The organism is Pseudoalteromonas lipolytica (genome assembly GCF_003515105.1).
In the GTDB taxonomy this organism is placed as follows: Bacteria; Pseudomonadota; Gammaproteobacteria; order Enterobacterales; family Alteromonadaceae; genus Pseudoalteromonas; species Pseudoalteromonas lipolytica.
Window position 1 is genome coordinate 2914824 of the sequence record NZ_CP032090.1, and the last position, 17707, is coordinate 2932530.

Here is a 17707-nt window from a genome sequence, read left to right on the forward strand (position 1 = left end):
TTCAGCAACTAAGTTGCAGCTCTATATTTAAACTTGTGCACGATTACCGTGATCTTCTAGCCACTGACGACGGTCTGAAGAACGCTTTTTAGCAAGCAACATGTCCATCATTTCCATGGTTTGCTCTTCTTCATCAAGTGTTAGCTGCACTAAGCGACGTGTATTAGGATCCATGGTGGTTTCGCGTAATTGCAGCGGATTCATCTCACCAAGACCTTTGAAGCGTTGTACATTAACTTTACCGCGTTTTTTCTCTGCTTCTATCCGGGCTAAAATGCCATTTTTTTCGTCTTCATCAAGGGCGTAATACACATCCTTACCAATGTCGATTCGAAATAAGGGGGGCATTGCCACGTACACATGGCCTTTTTTGATAAGCGCAGGAAAGTGACGCACAAACAATGCACACAACAAGGTGGCAATGTGTAATCCATCCGAGTCAGCATCCGCTAAGATACAGATTTTATTGTAGCGCAGACCTGATAGGTCACTTGAATCAGGGTCAATGCCGAGTGCCACCGAAATATCATGCACTTCTTGCGATGCCAAAATTTGCCCAGACTCAACTTCCCACGTATTTAAGATTTTACCTCGCAGCGGCATAATCGCTTGGAACTCGCGATCACGTGCTTGTTTAGCCGAACCACCCGCCGAGTCACCCTCAACTAAAAATAGTTCAGTGCGGTCATTATCTTGCGCGCTGCAATCGGTTAATTTACCAGGTAATGCGGGGCCAGAGGTAATGCGTTTACGCACTACTTTTTTGGCTGCACGTAAACGACGTTGCGCATTAGAGATACATAAATCGGCAAGTAACTCGGCAGTTTCGGTGTGCTCGTTTAACCATAAACTAAATGAGTCTTTCACCACACCAGACACAAATGCAGCACATGAACGCGAAGACAGCTTTTCTTTTGTTTGACCTGCAAATTGCGGGTCTTGCATTTTAACTGACAGCACATAACTACAACGCTCCCAAATATCATCTGGGGTCAGTTTTACACCACGTGGCAGTAAGTTTCTAAACTCACAAAACTCACGCATCGCCTCTAAAAGCCCTTGGCGCAAGCCGTTTACATGGGTTCCGCCCTGTGCGGTTGGAATTAAGTTTACATAGCTCTCGGCAATCGATTCACCACCATCAGGTAACCACACAACTGCCCAATCAGCGCCTTCTGTTGAGCTGGCAAACTCACCTATAAACGGCTCTTTAGGCAAGACATCAAAGCCTTTTACAGCCTCATTTAAATAGTCTTTTAGGCCTGTTTCGTAGTACCACTCGAGTGTTTCTTTAGTTTGCTTATTGGTAAACTTGATGCGCAAACCTGGGCATAATACGGCTTTGGCTTTTAATAAGTGATTAAGCTTGGTGATCGAAAAGTTCGCTGAGTCAAAATAGCTGGCATCAGGCCAAAAACGAACCGTTGTCCCGGTGTTACGCTTACCAACCGTGCCAATTACGTTTAAGTCTTCGACTTTATCGCCGTGTTCAAAGGCCATTCTAAATTGCTGCGCATCGCGGCGAACAGTCACTTCAACACGAGTAGATAGCGCATTCACAACCGAAATACCTACGCCGTGCAAACCACCTGAGAATTGATAGTTCTTATTTGAGAACTTACCACCTGCATGTAGCTTGGTAAAAATAAGCTCTACCCCGGGAATTCCTTCTTCAGGGTGAATATCGATTGGCATCCCTCGGCCATCATCAATGACTTCTAATGAGTTATCTTCATGAAGAATGACATCTATTTTTGTTGCATGGCCTGCCATTGCTTCATCGACACTGTTATCGATAACCTCTTGGCCTAAGTGATTAGGACGCACCGTGTCGGTATACATACCAGGGCGGCGTTTAACAGGTTCTAACCCGTTTAAGACTTCAATTGCTTCGGCGTTATAATTTTGCTGACTCATAGTTTTTATATCTTTTATGCGCTTAGCTATGTTTTACGTGATTTTAAGAAAATCTACAATACTTGCAAAGGTTTGTTCGAAGCCGATAAAACTATGATCGCCTCCAAATTCAACGCGTTGCTTACACTGAGAATAATATTTAACCGCCTCTTGATAAGGCAGTACTTCGTCGCCTGTTTGCTGTAACAAATAGAGTAATGACGGCGTTTTTATTTGCGCTAAATACAAGCTGCGCAATGCATCCATATGCCGCTTATCAAGCTCATAATGAACATTTTGATACGGGTTATAGTTTGGTCCCAAGAGATTATCAAGCAGCTCAAAAGGACGAACCGCGGGATTAATGACAACAGCAGGGAGGCCATAACGCTGCGACAAATACGTCGCATAAAACCCACCAAGCGAACTGCCTAACAACACGGTATCTGCCGTGATGAGCTGCTCTAGCTGTAGCATGGCATGCAATGGCTCATGGGTTAAACGAGGCACTTGATAGTCAACATCAAATTGCGCCATATGCTCACCAAAACGCACCGCTTTATAAGACTTTTCAGAGCTGTTAAAGCCATGAATATAAATTACCCGTTTAGCCATACTACATCCGTTGTTAACTGCACGCTATGCGTATCATCAAAGTTTAGGGTAATTAAACGAAAAGCAGGCCCTAAATCCTCTTGCTGCCACTGTGTAGTTTGCTTGGTAAACTGGATGGAGCTTGCGGGTGTTGCGTATATATTCAAGCCGCGAAATGCATACTTATAATCATGATGAACGTGACCATGAAACAACGCGATGCAGTGATGAGTGTTCACCAACGCATTTAACAATTGCGGGCCATTTTCAAGGAGGTGTTTATCGAGATAACCGTTTATAGGTAATGGGTTATGATGACAAAACACCACACTAGGTGTGTCATCCACTCCCTTACTAAGCTCCTCTAAATGCGCCTGCTTTACCCACCCCGCAGGTGTTGCACCTTTCGAGTTAGCCAACAATAATTGCCCACCCTGAAAAGTAATTCGCTTATGGCTTAAAATGTGAGAACCCGCAATCGCATGGTATTCCTGTAACTCATCGTGATTACCCGGCAACCAAAATACGGGACACAACAACGGTGAATCCGCAATTAGTTTAGCGAATAACTGGTATGAATCGCTGCTATGATCTTGCGTTAAGTCACCACCAAATACAACGCAGTCGACTTGATGTTCTGCAATTGCGGCTAAACAACGTGCAAAATACTCTGCGGTATTAACCCCAAAGTACTCGCCACTTTGATCTTTAAATAAGTGACAATCTGTAATATGGGCAACCGTTAACTGCGATTTTTCAAAATGGTAAGCGTCGCTAAACCAAGCCATTGTTAACATCCCAATTTAATACTGCGCGACCATTTTCAACACAAGCCACTAACCAGTCATATAAAAAAGCATTCAGCTGATATTTCTCGTCTTTTTGATGCATATTTGGATTAGGATAAGCATACGAAGGTTTAATGCGCTGATGAAAATCATGATGAATTATTTCGGCGACTTTCGCATCATGGTACATACGAACGGTTAAATACAGCGGTTTAACCGAATGTACGTGTCCCGCTTCCTGACTAATCGAGATATCCATGGTGTACTTTGCTGTATTGTCAATTTTGACCACAAAGGTACTACTTCCCAACTGAACTTTGCGTTCTTGGTCAACTTGACGCTCTTGAGGAAGTAACTTTAATGCACGCACATAATTGTGCTCACACAAAGTTAAGTACTTAGGTAAGCTCTGAATGTAACGTTGTTCAGCCGTGACGTACGTCAAAATGCCCCCTACTCGTTAGTCGTTTTGCAAATCAGACACTATACGTTGCCTGTTCAGTGCTAACCATTGAAGCGAAATAACCGTTGCAGCATTGTCTATTTCACCTTGCTCCAATCGCAGCATGGCTTCATCATATGACATTATATGTGTTTTGATGTCTTCATCTTCGTTATCAAGACCAAAAATACCACCTTGGTATTGAGATAGGTCAGTATAGGCTAAATACAAGAACAAACGCTCTGTTGTTCCACCCGGACTTGAAAGATACGACATCATGAATTCAAGTTTATCAAGCTCAATCCCCGCCTCTTCAAACGCTTCGCGTTTGGCGACTTCTTCATAGTCAGTACTGCCATCAGCCATACCCGCTATGCATTCAAGTAACCAAGGAGAGTGTTTTGAGGCCAATGCCCCAATGCGTATTTGCTCAATTAACAGCACCTGATCAGTCACCGGATCATATGGAAGTACGGCAACCGCATGGCCTCGTTCTAATATTTCACGCTTTACTTCGACAGACTGTCCACCGGCAAACAGTGCATGACGAAAGCAATATAAATTGATCTTAAAAAAACCATCATAAACACGTTCAATAGGCTTTAACTCTATGTCGTCATGGCTAAATTGTGAGATTGCGGTTATTTTCATTCTCTATTTCCTATACATTATGCGTAAAAAATACGGCCAATTATATTCTGTTACACTTGGACATGCAGATTTACGTATTTTTTTTTTGGTTATTCATTAAAAAAGAGTACCATGGTGACAGTACGAAAATTGTCTAAGGACTGAACGAACAATGAAAAAAACACTACTCGCTGCGCTTATCGGTTTTTCAAGCGCATTGACTGCAACAGCAAGTTACGCTGAAGACCTACTTCAAGTTTACGAGATTGCAACAGCAAACGATCCTACCGTACTTAAAGCAAAAGCCCAAGCAGATGCGCAAGCTTATGAGAGCGATCGCGCGTTAAGTGCACTATTACCGCAAATTGGTCTTAGCCTTGGCTATGAATCAACAGATTCAACCTTATACGAAGGCACTGATGCGACAGGTTATGCTGAGTTTAGTCGCGATACAGATGTATTCAGCCGTGGCATCAGCTTAAGCCAAACATTATTTGATTTAGGTGCTTGGAATACCCTAGGTATTGCTGATAAACAGGCTTTACAAGCATCTGCACAATACGACTTTGCAAAACAAGATCTTATCGTGCGTGTGGCAGAAGGCTATTTCAATGTATTGAGCGCGATCGATAACTTAGAGTTTGTGCAAGCTGAGAAACGTGCCATTGAGCGCCAACTTCAACAAACAAAAGAGCGCTATGCAGTGGGTTTAACCGCGATAACTGACGTTCATGAAGCTCAAGCTCAGTTTGATAACTCAGTCGCAAAAGAAATTGTTGCTAAGAACAGCGTCGAAACAGCGCGTGAGCAACTTCGTGAAATCACGGGTAAATATCATGCTAAATTAGACATGTTGAACACGGACACTTTTTCAACGGTTGCACCTAGTAAACAGTCAACTGATTACATAAAAATCGCTGAAGAGAAAAACTTAAATCTGCAAGTGTCAAAAGTGACTGTCGATATTGCAAAAGATCAAATCGACTTAGCAAAAGCAGGGCACTACCCTAAGCTGACACTCAACGCATCGTACAGTGACGGCCTAGAAGATTTAAATAAAAACTCACATGAACCACGCACAGATACGGCCAGAGTGGGCGTTAATTTCAGTGTACCAATTTACTCTGGTGGAGCAACCGTAGCTGCGACAGATCAAGCGCGTGCATTCTACGTTGCAGCAAGCGAAGATTTAGAAGCAAGTTTACGTGCAGTTACACGTTCTGTTATTACGTCTTATAACCAAGTGGTTTCAGATATCGCTACATACAAAGCACTTCAACAAGCGGTTGTGTCAGCCGAAAGTGCATTAAAAGCGACTGAAGCAGGTTTTGAAGTTGGTACACGTACCATTGTTGACGTACTGATCAGCACGCAAAATCTTTATAACGCGAAAAGTAACCTTGCCAACGTACGTTACCGTTATGTTGTTTCTACATTACGCTTGAAGCAAGCTGCGGGTACATTAACAGGTGAAGACCTCGTCGCGATTAATCAAGGATTAAAAGAAATCTAAGTATTTCTTATCATTCTTGACAATTCTATAAGCCAGCTATTGCTGGCTTTTTGTATTTTTAAACACTTACAGTTAAACTAGCTTTTTTATTTTTAGAGATAATTTTTGTGGTTAGTTCATCTCCCTTTAAAACGTCTTTTTTAGGCCCTCGTTATTGGCTTACTTGGGTTGGCGTGTTTTTTCTGTATTTAATTTCTTGGTTACCACATAAATTCCAATTATTTCTCGGCAAACTCATCGGCCGTTTAGTGCATCGCTTTATGAAGCGCCGCCGCCATATTGCAGAAGTAAATATTCGGTTATGTTTTCCTAATATGCCTGAACACGAGCAACGTGAGTTAGTACTAAAAAACATGGAAAACACCGGCATAGCCATGATGGAAACAGGCATGGCTTGGTGGTGGCCAGAGTGGCGAATTAAAAAAGTGTTTGGTTCAGTAACAGGACTTGAACACTTTGAAAAAGCGCAGCAATCGGGTAAAGGAGTTTTGTTACTGGTTCCACATTTTTTGCATTTAGAAATGGCCAGTCGAATCATGGGAATAAAGCACCAAGGCATAGGCTTTTATCGCCCACACAATAACCCATTGATGGAATACTTCACCACCAACGGTCGGTTGCGTTCTAACGAATACCTAATTGGCAAACGCGATGTAAAAGGCTTACTACAAGCGCTTAAAAACAAAAAAGTATGCTATTACTTACCTGATCAAGATTATGGCCGTAACCGTTGTGAGTTTGCGCCCTTTTATGCTGTTCAAGATGCAGCAACCACCACAGGAACATTACTTTTTTCAAGCAGTAAATATTGTGAAACGGTGAGCTTGACCAGTCGCAGAGATGAGCAAGGGCGTTATCATTTAACGGTACTGCCGGCTCTTGAAAATTTTCCATCTGGCGATAACCTGACAGATGTGACGCGTGTTAACCAACGTATGGAACAGGCAATCGACTTAGCGCCCGAACAATACATGTGGTTACACCGCCGTTTTAAAACACGCCCTGATGAGAATGCCCCTTCTTATTATAAGTAGAGTGACAATTTTTAATTTGTATGGTTTTATTAAACGAGTAAACAACAAGAGAATTAGAAATGTGGTTTTGGGTTAAGCATTTATCATTAGCTGTAATTTTAATTGCTGCTGCGATTTATTTTTTATTTGGCAGCGGGCCAGTTCTTGATATCAAGGATACTCAGAATGCTGCAGCACAGGGACTATCCCGTTTTTACGCTGCCCTTAGAAATCAAGTGAACAGTAAAGACAACGAGCGTGATAAATACGTGCTCAAGTTGCCCGCACCTGAAACAAGCCTTGATATGGCGTTGTCTGAACGAGAAAAAGTCGTTGAGCCCTCTTCACCTAACTGGACGGGTGATGTGCAACCGCGTCGCTTTGAAAACGGCACAACCCTCAAGGATGTGTTGTCCGATTACGCACGTAACGAAGACATTGTGTTGTATTGGTATTTAAGCAAAGATTACGTTGTTAAAGATCACTTTCGTGTTGATAGTAATTTTGTCTCTGCCCTGTACCAAGTAGGCAGGGCAATTAACGACGACTTTGAAAACGAGGTGTATACATTTTTCTGCTTTAAGCAAAGAGCAGCGGTGATCACTGAACTGCCCTCTGCTTATGTACGTGAAAACTGCCGTCGTTTAAAAAGCTAATACTTGCTGCCACACCTGCTTTACAAGTGCTATGTGCTGAGTTAGCTCAGCACGAGGGGCACAACGGCCTTGCTGATTCAAACTCATCATATGATAACGCGAGCGATACTCAATGTATGCAGCGACTAAATCGCGCTGCATGTGTTCTGAAATACACCCAAAACGAGCGGCATCAGCCAAAATGCGCACATTATCAGACCAACATGTCAACGCACGGTGCTGATGCGCATTTTTGAGCACAACATATTGAGTGATAAATTCGATATCGGTTATACCGCCTTGGTCTTGCTTTAAATCAAATAACTCTTCGGTCCCCTTGGCAAGATGGGCACGCATTTTTTCGCGCATTTCAACCACGTCTTTTTGTAATTTGTCTGCTTCACGCGCTTGGCACAATACATCTTGACGAATTTCTGCAAAACGTTCACTCAACGATGCCTGACCGTAGATCATACGCGAGCGTACAAGGGCTTGATGCTCCCATGTCCAGGCCTGCGTTTGCTGGTAGTGGTAGTAGCTTTCAAGATTAATTGCGAGTAACCCCGACGCCCCTTCAGGGCGCAGACGCGTATCCAGTTCATACAATATGCCTGATGCTGTACGAGTATTAAATAAGTGCATTAATCGCTGAGCGAGTTTTAAATAAAATTGACGCGAATCAATCGACTTGTCGCCATCGGTGTAGCTGCTGCCATCGTGGTTGTGAACAAACACTAAATCGAGATCAGAGTCGTAGCCCACTTCAAATCCCCCCGTTTTTCCATAAGCAATAACTGCAAATCCTTTTTCTTGCTCCGAGGTATTTGTTGGTCGGCCAAAACGCTCAACACAAGCATGCCATGCAATATTAACCGCTTGCTCTACAATCGCTTCTGCAAGCGCAGTTAAGTGATCGCTTACTTTCATGACATCAAGAACACCTGTGGCATCGGCCGCGGCAATCCGCAATTGATGAGTTTGCTTAAACTGGCGTAAAGCTTCCATTTGCAACTCAAGATCGCCATGCTCAATGCGTAGAAAATACTGCCTAATTTCATCTTTGTAAGCAGATAACGGCGTTGGTTTGTAAAGCACCTGGGGATCAATTAATTCATCAAGCAAAATTGGATAACGAGAAATATGTTCGCCAATCCATTTACTATGACAACACAGTGCAACCAATTGATTAAGTGCACCTGGGTTTTCATATAAAAGCTCTAGGTAAGCCGTTCGCGAGATAATTTTATTCAGCACTTGGCAAATCATGGTAAAGGCATCGCTACTCGCTTTCGTTACCGTAAGTTGCTTAAGCAACAGTGGCATGAGTTTATCGAGAATATCACGACCACGGGTGCCTATTTTGGCTTTTGTTAAGCGTGCTTTAAAATCATCAAGCGCAGTCTGCCAATCTAGATTAGGCTCGCACATCAAACTGACGTCGGTCATTTCCCATGCACTGATAAATTCACTTTCACATGGGTCTGCACTGTCACTTTCAAAGCCTATCACCTGCTCAAACTCACCGTGCACGTCGGCCATTATTTTATTAATAGCCACAAGACAGCTATCAAAATCGGGCTGCTTAAGTAAGTAGCATAAACGCTGCTGATTTTGCGCGTCATCTGGCAATGTTTGTGTTTGTTTGTCTGCGAAAATTTGTAAGTACTGTTCAATACGACGAAGCGCTAAGTAATTATGCCTTAGTAAATCAGCTTCTTTTTTCTCAATCACTTGATTATTAACAAGCTCTTGCAAAGCTAATAAGAGCGACTGAGTTTGCAAGTTAGCTTCGCGCCCGCCGCGAACCATTTGCAGTGCTTGCACCACAAATTCCACCTCACGAATTCCGCCTGCGCCAAGTTTTATGTTATTAGTTAAACGTTTTCGGCGTACTTCTTGTGCGATCATTTGTTTCATTTTTCGTAAAGATTCAATCACCGAAAAATCGATATAACGTCGGTATACGAAGGGCCTTAGTAGCTCATAAAACTCTTTCCAGTAACCATTTTCAGCGCCAATTAAACGCCCTTTAAGCATGGCGTAACGCTCCCATTCACGCCCTTGTTCTTGGTAATAATCTTCAAGTGCTTGAAAGCTCATGACCAGAGGGCCACTTTCGCCAAATGGGCGCAGACGCATATCAACACGAAAAACTTGGCCATTAACGGTGGTTTGATTTAGCGCCATAATAAGCTTTTGGGCAACCTTTGTGTAAAAGACCTGTGCTTCGACAGAGCGACGTCCACCTTGGGTTGCGACATCTCGCGGGTATGAAAAAATCAAGTCAATATCAGACGAATAATTAAGCTCTTTGCCCCCTAATTTCCCCATGCCAAGTACCATCATAGGAATGGCCTCTCCAGCACTGTTCAGCGGTGTGCCACTCACGTTTGCTACTTGTGCAAATGCCCACTGATTGGCACTGTCGATAAGTTGATCTGAAAGCTCGGAGATATAAGCAATGCTGTCATCAATGGGGTTTTGGCAACATAAGTCTAAATAGGCGACTTTTAGCCAATATTTTTCTCGGTATACACGCAGTTTTGCCATTGCCGCCGCATCATCAAGCGTTGAGAGTTCATTGCTATTGAGGGGCGGTTCTGTGGTGCGATTAGCAAGTTCATTGGTATCTAACAACCACGCTTTTAATGTTGGTTGCGATTGTAAGCAGCTCCAGGCAAAGTCACTTAAAGACAATAAGTTAACAATACTTGGTTCAACATCTTGGCCTGGATACAAATCAGCAAAGCGTGTCTGACCTAGCTGCTGAAGCGCTTCTGGAAGCGGGTGTAAATTACTCATTAAATACTCTCTTTTAACTTACCTGTAACCGTACTAGAATGATTATCAAAGAATCTTTTTAGCAGGGATCTGCATGCAATATTTATCACTATCTAACACTAGTTTACTTGCGATTGCCATTAGTTTCGCTGTAATTTGCATCACCATCGTGCTCCTACGCATCCTAACGCAAATCAAAGCAAAACAAGCGCTTAAGGAAGAACTAGCCCAGCATGATAACTTTGCAATGGGGATCAGCTTTGCCAGTGAAATCTTAGTAGTGATCGCGACTATCGCGTACATTTTTGATGAAATTAGTTTAAGTGCAGCCCAGTCTAACCCACTCAAGGTGGTTATTTTAATCGCGTTATTATTTGCCTTTATTAAAGTCGGCCACTTAATTCATCGCAAATGGATTCTACATCGCTTTAACGAAGAGGCCGCCATTCTCAAGCAAAACGTGTGTGCCGCGCTTGTTGACTCCGGTATGTTAATCGCAAACTGTATTATCAGTTTAGGACTTTACAACTGGTGCCATACTCAAGGATACAGTAGTTTATTAATCGCAACGGTCAGCTTTTTTGTATTACAAGGGATGTTTGCGCTGGACAGTAAAATTCGTGAATACCGCTTTGCTAAAGCAAATCAAGGTGCCTCATTACAAAGTAACTTTAATCTAGAAAACACCTCTATTGGTATTCGCTATGCGGGTAAGTCTATTGGCCTTGCATTGGCGGGTTACGCTGGTCTTGCCAGTGCTTCATTTATTAGTGGTAAGATGGTTGAAAACTTATTTACTTTAGTGTCTCACTGTGGTGCGATGTGGGTATTGTTATATGTGCTAAGCTACATAATTAAATATATTTCACTACCCAATATAGATACATCATTAGAAGTGGATCACCAAGATAACATAGGTATTGCATGCATAGAGTTTGCCGTTTTCGGCGCGATAGGCTATTTACTAATTAGTATGTTTTCAATTTGATACGGAAGTACGTACATCGTGAGGCACCATGCCATTTAAAGTAAACAATTACTTACTTGTTGATGTAGACAGTGACTTTAGTCGCGCATTTACGCAACATTACTTTGCCAACGCACAAGGGTCTACCCTTGTAGTAGCAGGTGCGAATAGCCGTCATATGGTCAAACTGATGTTTGAACAACTCATCAAAGATTATTGCTACTGTGATTTTAGTAATGAAATAAGTGTCTCTGAGCTTGCCAGCTATTTACATGAACACCATAACATTCAAGGTGTTTTAATTAATCAAACCGATTACCAATTAGCAGACGACGCGCAAAAATTTATTTATAACTCACTGCATAAAGTACGCTTTTTAGTAAACCAAGACGAGCAAGGCTTTGATTTCATTCCCTGCCCTGATCCCGCACATATTAACCACCTATCTTGCCAAACAGATATTGCCGAAACACGCGCTGAAATCCTCACTTTAAGCGAAGATTTAAATAAATAATTGCACCTAAGCCGCTGCTTACTTACCATATCGCTAAATTATTTTATAAGTGACAGCCCATGCGAGTTCCTCATATTTATCAACCTTCTGTTATCACATTAGATAACCCCGTCACCCTTGATGAAGATGCTGCTGGCCATATTGGTCGCGTACTTCGTATGAAAGTCGGTGAGCAGGTGTCAATATTTAATGGTGAAGGTGGCGAATACCTCAGTGAAATCATTGAAGTAAGTAAAAAGAACGTCGTTGTACAACCACTCGAGTTTATTGATCATGACGTAGAGTCTCCACTTAAAATCCACCTAGGTCAGGGGGTTTCACGAGGTGACAAAATGGACTTTACTATTCAAAAATCAGTGGAGCTGGGGATCACTGAAATCACTCCTATTTTTAGTCAACGATGTGGTGTCAAACTCAGCGGTGAACGTTTAGCTAAAAAACACCAACAATGGCAAAAAATAGCCATCGCAGCTGCTGAGCAGTCTGGACGAAATTTTGTCCCTGTGGTGCACCCTCCAATTGATATCAAAGAGTGGTTAGAACAAAGCAGCGATGCCATAAAGTTAACCTTGCACCCACGTGCAGAGCACAGCATTAAGACCATTCAAGTTCCTTCGTCAGGCGTGCGGTTCTTAGTGGGCCCTGAAGGAGGATTTACCGATGAAGAGCTTGAGATTGCGAAACAACAAGCGTTCGTTGATATTCGTTTAGGCCCACGTGTACTGCGCACCGAAACCGCGGCATTAACGGTACTGAGTGCATTGCAATTACAGTTTGGTGATTTAGCGAATTGAAAATCGTAAAAACACCCATATATCAAGATCACTAACCACAGTATGGCAATACCATTGAAAGGCAAAAACATGGCAATTAAGTTAGGCATAATCTCTGATCCTATTAGTGGCTTTAATATTAAAAAAGACACTGGCTTCGCAATGATGATAGAAGCACAAAAACGCGGTTACGAACTTTACTACATGGAAATGGACGACCTGTCACTGCGCCAAGGTCAAGGCTATGCCACAGCAGCAAAAGCCCGTGTATTTGATGATGTAAATCATTGGTATGAGCTTGAAGAAAAAGCCTCCATTGCCCTTGCTGATTTAGACGTAATTTTAATGCGTAAAGATCCTCCTTTCGATACCGAATATATTTACGCAACTTATATTTTAGAGCGTGCAGAACAAGCAGGCACTTTGGTTATCAACAAACCACAGAGTTTACGTGATGCCAATGAAAAACTGTTCACCGCTTGGTTTAGTGAGCACACTCCAGATACGCTCGTAACACGAAGCCAAGCCGATATTCGTGCATTTTTAGCTGAGCATAAAGACATTATCTTAAAGCCATTGGACGGTATGGGGGGAGCGTCAATTTTCCGCGTTAAAGAAGATGACGCGAATATTGGTGTTATTTGCGAAACGTTGACTGAACATGGTAGCCGTTTTGCCATGGCACAAAACTATATTCCAGAAATAAAACAAGGCGATAAACGCGTATTAGTCGTTGATGGTGAAGTCATGCCATACTGCCTTGCTCGCATTCCTCAAAATGGCGAAACGCGCGGCAATCTTGCGGCTGGCGGGCGTGGCGAAGCACGTCCTATTAGTGATTCAGACCGTAAAATTGCTGAAGCTGTCGCACCGACACTAAAAGCGAAAGGGCTTATTTTTGTTGGTTTAGATATTATTGGCGACCGCCTAACAGAAATCAATGTGACGGCACCAACCTGTGTCAAAGAAATTGAAGCCGCTTACGACATTTCAATTACTGGTCACTTATTTGATGCCATTGAGAGAAAACTGAGCCATACTTAATTAAACCTAACAAAAGGGGCGACCTATGCAGTCATTAGAGAACCATTTCTTAATCGCGATGCCAAGCATGCAAGACCCTTTTTTCAAGCGTGCTGTTACTTATATTTGTGAGCATAATCAAGATGGTGCGATGGGCTTGGTGATTAACCAGCCTATCAATATCACGGTGGGTGAGTTACTCGATAAAATCGAGATTGATAACGACAAGACGCAACAAGCCGCAGGCCGCGCAGTGTTCGCCGGCGGCCCCGTGAAAACGGATCGCGGCTTTGTACTGCACTCGCCTAAGCCGGGCTACACGGCGAGTCAAAAGCTCAGTAGTGATATTATGATCACCACCTCAAAAGATGTGCTCGCAACTCTCACCACAGCGCAAGCACCCGAGCAGTTTATTATCACCTTAGGTTATGCCGGGTGGGATCAAGGACAACTTGAACAAGAACTACTTGAAAATGCGTGGCTAATCATTAAAGCTGACCCTGAGATTATTTTTAATACCCCCGTAGAAAAACGCTGGGAAAAAGCGGTTTCTATGCTGGGTTTTGATGTCAGTCAACTAAGCTCTGAAGCCGGTCACGCTTAACCTAAACGCACTAATTAAACGGCAACTATGACAAAACGCACTTTTAAGCCCATCGGTGAACGCACTGTAATGGGCTTTGACTTTGGTACCAAAAGCATTGGTATCGCCATAGGTCAAGAGTTAACAGGGACAGCCTCTAGCTTACAAGCAGTGAAAGCAAAAGACGGCATCCCAGACTGGCAACTTATTAAAAAACAGGTCGATGAGTGGCAACCTGATTTGATGGTTGTTGGCTTGCCACTCAATATGGATGGCACCACGCAAGATGTCACATTCAAAGCCAAAAAGTTTGCAAACCGACTACACAATCACTTTGCGATTCCGGTTGAAACCCAGGATGAAAGACTCACCACGGCAGATGCCAAAGCGCGCTTATTTGAACAAGGCGGTTACAAAAATCTAGGTAAGGGTAACGTGGATAATATGTCTGCGGTGATTATTCTTGAAAGTTTCTTTGAACAGTTTTATGGCGACTAAGGTTGTTTATTAATAACCGTATAGTGTGTTAAATCAGGAATAAAGCCTGCCTCGCGGTAGGCTTTTTCTATTGCACCCGCCTCGCGTAATTGCTGCAAGCCTTTTTGCAAAGCCGTATACGCTGCTTTGCCATCGGGGTGTTTCTTCGAAATAATAAAATGACGACTATCATTTAGCTGCAGTAGCACATCAGGCACCGCGACAAGGTTAATATCTTCCAGAATATAGCGATTATTTAAACTTGGCATTAAGGGCATCATCACAAAATCAACCCATTGCATTGATACCATTCGGACTTGGCTCAGCCACTCATCTTCGCGCAGTAATTCTTTTAGCGGTAACGCAGACAGTGTCTGCCAATCGGTTTGCCAGCGTGGTGTAGAAACCGCCGTTAACTGAGAAAAGTCAGACAGCTGGTTTATCTTAAATACTTTTTCATTACGAGGCGAAGTATATACCCCCGCAAAATACTCCCCTTCGCGGATCACCGGGGCTGACACATACACATCCCGTGTCAACTTATTTGCATCGAGTGACCACACACTGTCAAAACTAATAAGCAACTTACCATTTTCTAACAGTTTGGTGTTTCGGTAATTGATATTGCCTTTGTGATATCGAAAAGGCTTGGTAAATCCCCCCAATATCAAAGCTTGCTGGGCAATGATCATATCAACCACATCACGACGAATATACGCGCCGCTAAAGTCTTTTACTTCAATAGGCTCTCGCCCTTTTAAAAACCGGCTGTAATCATCAAACACATCATCGCGAATAAATATAACCACTTCATTTGCATCAATACTGTGCGCGGGCAGCGCACAACTCAACAGCAATAACACAGCGATTAAATTTATTCGCAACAACATCAGTCCTCACTCTTACCATCAAGGCCATCAATGGTGACGCCCTGTAAGAATCCAGCGCCCTTTTGTTCATTATTTTGCAGCTTAATCATCAAGCGTAAGTCGTTTGGTGAATCAGCATGATGCAAGGCATCGGCATAATTGATGCGATGTTGCTTGTAAAGTTCGAACAAAGCTTGGTCGAAGGTCTGCATTCCCATTTCTTTCGATTTTGCCATGGTCTCTTTTATTGAGCCAATATCGCCGCGCTTAATAAGCTCCGCAACCATAGGAGAATTAAGTAAAATTTCAATGGCAGCAACGCGCCCTTCCCCATCAGAGGTCGGCACTAATTGCTGCGCGACGATGGCACGTAAGTTAAGTGCTAAGTCATACTTAAGCTTATCGTGCTTTTCTTTTGGCACTAAATGCATGATACGGTCAATGGCTTGGTTAGCATTATTAGCATGCAGTGTTGCCACACATAAATGCCCTGTTTCAGCAAAGCTTAATGCGTACTCCATGGTTTCTTGCGAGCGAATCTCACCAATCAAAATGACATCTGGCGCCTGACGCAGTGAGCTTTTCAACGCCGATTCGAAACTCTCGGTATCAAGGCCCACTTCACGTTGAGTAATGATACTTTTACGATGTTCATGGACAAATTCAATCGGGTCTTCAATAGTTAAAATGTGCCCGCGCTGGTTTCGATTACGATAACCTAGCAGTGCCGCAAGCGAGGTTGACTTACCCGTTCCCGTGCCACCTACAAACAGAACTAAACCCCGTTTCGCCATGATCACATCGGTAAGAATAGAGGGTAAGCCTAAATCAGTAACATCAGGGATGGTGGTCACGATTCGACGAATAACCATGCCAGCCCGATCGCGCTGCCAAAATGCCGAAACACGGAAACGGCCTTCATCGTTAGCAATCGCAAAGTTACACTCTTTGGTGTCGTGAAACTCTTTGCGCTGCTTCTCGTTCATCGCTGACTCAACCATAGCAAGTGCGCTTTCATCAGAAAGTTTCTCGTCACTTAACGGGATGAGTTCACCATTAATTTTCGCACTTACTGGCAGCTCACTTGAAACAAATAAGTCAGAGCCGTTTTTAGTAATCATCACTTTTAAGTAATGATTTAAAGGTAAAGACATGTCAACTTTCTCCGTTAGCCACCAAATTGGGTTTTATCTTGCGCCTTCGCGCGCGCATCCGCGTTTGTAACAATCCCATAGTTCACTAGATTTGCTAAACATTGATCCATGGTTTGCATACCATGAGATGCTCCCGTTTGAATCGATGAGTACATCTGCGCAATTTTATCTTCACGGATCAGGTTTCGTATTGCAGGCACACCAATCATGATTTCATGTGCAGCCACTCGCCCGCCCCCTACTTTTTTAAGCAGTGTTTGCGAGATAACAGCCCGTAATGATTCAGACAACATTGAGCGCACCATGTCTTTTTCTTCACCTGGGAAAACGTCAATAATACGGTCGATTGTTTTTGGTGCCGAGGTCGTATGCAAAGTGCCAAAAACCAAGTGACCCGTTTCGGCCGCGGTCATAGCAAGACGGATAGTTTCTAAGTCACGTAGCTCACCAACCAAGATAACATCTGGGTCTTCACGCAACGCACTGCGCAGCGCATTCGAGAAACTGTGAGTATCACGGTGCACTTCACGTTGGTTAATCAGACTCAGTTTGTTATCGTGAACAAATTCGATAGGATCTTCAATCGTGAGAATATGATGATGCTTAGTTTGATTAATGTAATCAACCATTGCCGCTAAGGTAGTTGATTTACCCGAACCCGTAGGCCCAGTAACCAACACTAAACCACGCGGGTTATCGGAAATGGTTTTAAAAATATCTGGCGCACCTAAATCATCAAGCGTTAATACTTCGCTGGGGATAGTACGGAATACCGCCGCAGGACCACGGTTTGAATTAAATGCATTAACACGAAAACGCGCAAGATTAGGGACTTCAAATGAAAAATCCACTTCTAGGTTTTGTTCATAGTCCTTACGCTGATTATCGTTCATAATATCGTAAACCAGACTATTTACATCTTTTTGTTCTAATGCTGGAATATTTATACGACGCACATCGCCATCAACGCGTATCATAGGTGACACACCCGATGATAAGTGTAAATCCGAGGCTTTGTGTTGCACACTAAAGGCCAATAATTCGGTAATATCCAT

General features: G+C 43.0%; 18 protein-coding genes. 9 read left to right on the forward strand and 9 right to left on the reverse strand.

Translation table 11 applies throughout. From position 1 onward, the window contains the following. Positions 1 to 27 precede the first annotated feature (27 nt). The 5 genes from parE to D0907_RS13100 are packed head-to-tail and all read right to left on the reverse strand — an operon-like array spanning position 28 to position 4371. Positions 28 to 1917, reverse strand: coding sequence for a DNA topoisomerase IV subunit B (gene parE / locus D0907_RS13080; protein ID WP_036966132.1), 1890 nt, complete (start codon positions 1915 to 1917; stop codon positions 28 to 30). 33 nt (positions 1918 to 1950) lie between these two features. After that, positions 1951 to 2511, reverse strand: coding sequence for a YqiA/YcfP family alpha/beta fold hydrolase (locus D0907_RS13085; RefSeq protein ID WP_036966129.1), 561 nt, complete (start codon positions 2509 to 2511; stop codon positions 1951 to 1953). Then, positions 2496 to 3278: a metallophosphoesterase gene (locus D0907_RS13090; RefSeq protein ID WP_036966125.1), complete on the reverse strand. Its 783-nt coding sequence runs from the start codon at positions 3276 to 3278 to the stop codon at positions 2496 to 2498. Before D0907_RS13090 ends, D0907_RS13085 begins: the two co-directional genes overlap by 16 nt. Then, the gene (locus tag D0907_RS13095) at positions 3265 to 3723 is read right to left on the reverse strand and encodes a DUF1249 domain-containing protein (RefSeq protein ID WP_036966122.1); all 459 of its coding nucleotides are present in this window, start codon (positions 3721 to 3723) and stop codon (positions 3265 to 3267) included. The genes D0907_RS13090 and D0907_RS13095 overlap by 14 nt, the downstream gene beginning before the upstream one ends. 15 nt (positions 3724 to 3738) lie before the next feature. After that, positions 3739 to 4371, reverse strand: a complete 633-nt coding sequence (locus D0907_RS13100) for an NUDIX domain-containing protein (protein ID WP_036966119.1) — start codon at positions 4369 to 4371, stop codon at positions 3739 to 3741. Positions 4372 to 4522: 151 nt separating this feature from the next. On the opposite strand from D0907_RS13100, the gene tolC reads away from it, so the two are divergent. From tolC to D0907_RS13115, 3 genes are all read left to right on the forward strand, one after another. Further along, on the forward strand, positions 4523 to 5863 hold the full coding sequence (gene tolC, locus D0907_RS13105) for an outer membrane channel protein TolC (protein ID WP_036966116.1): 1341 nt from the start codon (positions 4523 to 4525) through the stop codon (positions 5861 to 5863). Between the two features lie 107 nt (positions 5864 to 5970). Continuing rightward, on the forward strand, positions 5971 to 6897 hold the full coding sequence (gene lpxL, locus D0907_RS13110) for an LpxL/LpxP family Kdo(2)-lipid IV(A) lauroyl/palmitoleoyl acyltransferase (RefSeq protein ID WP_118844604.1): 927 nt from the start codon (positions 5971 to 5973) through the stop codon (positions 6895 to 6897). 59 nt (positions 6898 to 6956) lie between these two features. Beyond that, positions 6957 to 7532, forward strand: a complete 576-nt coding sequence (locus D0907_RS13115) for a TcpQ domain-containing protein (protein WP_118844605.1) — start codon at positions 6957 to 6959, stop codon at positions 7530 to 7532. Here D0907_RS13115 and glnE read toward each other — a convergent pair. Then, on the reverse strand, positions 7521 to 10313 hold the full coding sequence (gene glnE / locus D0907_RS13120) for a bifunctional [glutamate--ammonia ligase]-adenylyl-L-tyrosine phosphorylase/[glutamate--ammonia-ligase] adenylyltransferase (RefSeq protein ID WP_118844606.1): 2793 nt from the start codon (positions 10311 to 10313) through the stop codon (positions 7521 to 7523). The two genes, D0907_RS13115 and glnE, sit on opposite strands and share 12 nt — an antisense overlap. Positions 10314 to 10386: 73 nt before the next feature. Here glnE and D0907_RS13125 point away from each other — a divergent pair, with 73 nt between their 5' ends. From D0907_RS13125 to ruvX, 6 genes are all read left to right on the forward strand, one after another. Then, the gene (locus D0907_RS13125; protein WP_036966104.1) at positions 10387 to 11280 is read left to right on the forward strand and encodes a DUF350 domain-containing protein; all 894 of its coding nucleotides are present in this window, start codon (positions 10387 to 10389) and stop codon (positions 11278 to 11280) included. A 28-nt stretch (positions 11281 to 11308) separates the two neighbouring features. Next, complete coding sequence (locus D0907_RS13130) at positions 11309 to 11773, forward strand: hypothetical protein (RefSeq protein WP_036966101.1); 465 nt, start codon at positions 11309 to 11311, stop codon at positions 11771 to 11773. A 59-nt stretch (positions 11774 to 11832) separates the two neighbouring features. Then, the gene (rsmE, locus tag D0907_RS13135) at positions 11833 to 12567 is read left to right on the forward strand and encodes a 16S rRNA (uracil(1498)-N(3))-methyltransferase (RefSeq protein WP_036966098.1); all 735 of its coding nucleotides are present in this window, start codon (positions 11833 to 11835) and stop codon (positions 12565 to 12567) included. A gap of 69 nt (positions 12568 to 12636) precedes the next feature. Continuing rightward, positions 12637 to 13590, forward strand: a complete 954-nt coding sequence (gene gshB / locus D0907_RS13140) for a glutathione synthase (protein ID WP_075594030.1) — start codon at positions 12637 to 12639, stop codon at positions 13588 to 13590. Positions 13591 to 13615: 25 nt separating this feature from the next. After that, entirely contained in the window at positions 13616 to 14173 is a 558-nt protein-coding gene (locus tag D0907_RS13145) for a YqgE/AlgH family protein (protein WP_036966093.1), read from the forward strand. Between the two features lie 27 nt (positions 14174 to 14200). Further along, positions 14201 to 14650 (forward strand): Holliday junction resolvase RuvX, encoded by a 450-nt coding sequence (gene ruvX, locus D0907_RS13150; RefSeq protein WP_075594029.1) that lies wholly within the window; start codon positions 14201 to 14203, stop codon positions 14648 to 14650. On the opposite strand, the gene D0907_RS13155 is transcribed toward ruvX, so the two are convergent. The 3 genes from D0907_RS13155 to D0907_RS13165 are packed head-to-tail and all read right to left on the reverse strand — an operon-like array spanning position 14647 to position 17707. Continuing rightward, positions 14647 to 15519 carry a hypothetical protein gene (locus D0907_RS13155; RefSeq protein ID WP_065979692.1) on the reverse strand — a complete coding sequence of 291 codons (873 nt, stop codon included), beginning with the start codon at positions 15517 to 15519 and terminating at the stop codon, positions 14647 to 14649. The two genes, ruvX and D0907_RS13155, sit on opposite strands and share 4 nt — an antisense overlap. After that, on the reverse strand, positions 15519 to 16652 hold the full coding sequence (locus D0907_RS13160; protein ID WP_036966084.1) for a PilT/PilU family type 4a pilus ATPase: 1134 nt from the start codon (positions 16650 to 16652) through the stop codon (positions 15519 to 15521). The genes D0907_RS13155 and D0907_RS13160 overlap by 1 nt, the downstream gene beginning before the upstream one ends. A gap of 14 nt (positions 16653 to 16666) precedes the next feature. Next, positions 16667 to 17707: a type IV pilus twitching motility protein PilT gene (locus D0907_RS13165; RefSeq protein WP_036966081.1), complete on the reverse strand. Its 1041-nt coding sequence runs from the start codon at positions 17705 to 17707 to the stop codon at positions 16667 to 16669.

Excerpts from the sequence above, each read along its gene's own strand:
- D0907_RS13090 (WP_036966125.1), bottom strand. The coding sequence starts at position 3,278 with ATGGCTTGGTTTAGCGACGCTTACCATTTTGAAAAATCGCAGTTAACG.
- D0907_RS13145 (WP_036966093.1), top strand. The coding sequence starts at position 13,616 with ATGCAGTCATTAGAGAACCATTTCTTAATCGCGATGCCAAGCATGCAA.
- D0907_RS13130 (WP_036966101.1), top strand. The coding sequence starts at position 11,309 with ATGCCATTTAAAGTAAACAATTACTTACTTGTTGATGTAGACAGTGAC.
- D0907_RS13160 (WP_036966084.1), bottom strand. The coding sequence starts at position 16,652 with ATGTCTTTACCTTTAAATCATTACTTAAAAGTGATGATTACTAAAAAC.
- ruvX (WP_075594029.1), top strand. The coding sequence starts at position 14,201 with ATGACAAAACGCACTTTTAAGCCCATCGGTGAACGCACTGTAATGGGC.
- D0907_RS13155 (WP_065979692.1), bottom strand. The coding sequence starts at position 15,519 with ATGTTGTTGCGAATAAATTTAATCGCTGTGTTATTGCTGTTGAGTTGT.
- D0907_RS13115 (WP_118844605.1), top strand. The coding sequence starts at position 6,957 with ATGTGGTTTTGGGTTAAGCATTTATCATTAGCTGTAATTTTAATTGCT.
- tolC (WP_036966116.1), top strand. The coding sequence starts at position 4,523 with ATGAAAAAAACACTACTCGCTGCGCTTATCGGTTTTTCAAGCGCATTG.
- rsmE (WP_036966098.1), top strand. The coding sequence starts at position 11,833 with ATGCGAGTTCCTCATATTTATCAACCTTCTGTTATCACATTAGATAAC.
- D0907_RS13085 (WP_036966129.1), bottom strand. The coding sequence starts at position 2,511 with ATGGCTAAACGGGTAATTTATATTCATGGCTTTAACAGCTCTGAAAAG.
- D0907_RS13125 (WP_036966104.1), top strand. The coding sequence starts at position 10,387 with ATGCAATATTTATCACTATCTAACACTAGTTTACTTGCGATTGCCATT.
- parE (WP_036966132.1), bottom strand. The coding sequence starts at position 1,917 with ATGAGTCAGCAAAATTATAACGCCGAAGCAATTGAAGTCTTAAACGGG.
- D0907_RS13100 (WP_036966119.1), bottom strand. The coding sequence starts at position 4,371 with ATGAAAATAACCGCAATCTCACAATTTAGCCATGACGACATAGAGTTA.
- gshB (WP_075594030.1), top strand. The coding sequence starts at position 12,637 with ATGGCAATTAAGTTAGGCATAATCTCTGATCCTATTAGTGGCTTTAAT.
- glnE (WP_118844606.1), bottom strand. The coding sequence starts at position 10,313 with ATGAGTAATTTACACCCGCTTCCAGAAGCGCTTCAGCAGCTAGGTCAG.
- D0907_RS13165 (WP_036966081.1), bottom strand. The coding sequence starts at position 17,707 with ATGGATATTACCGAATTATTGGCCTTTAGTGTGCAACACAAAGCCTCG.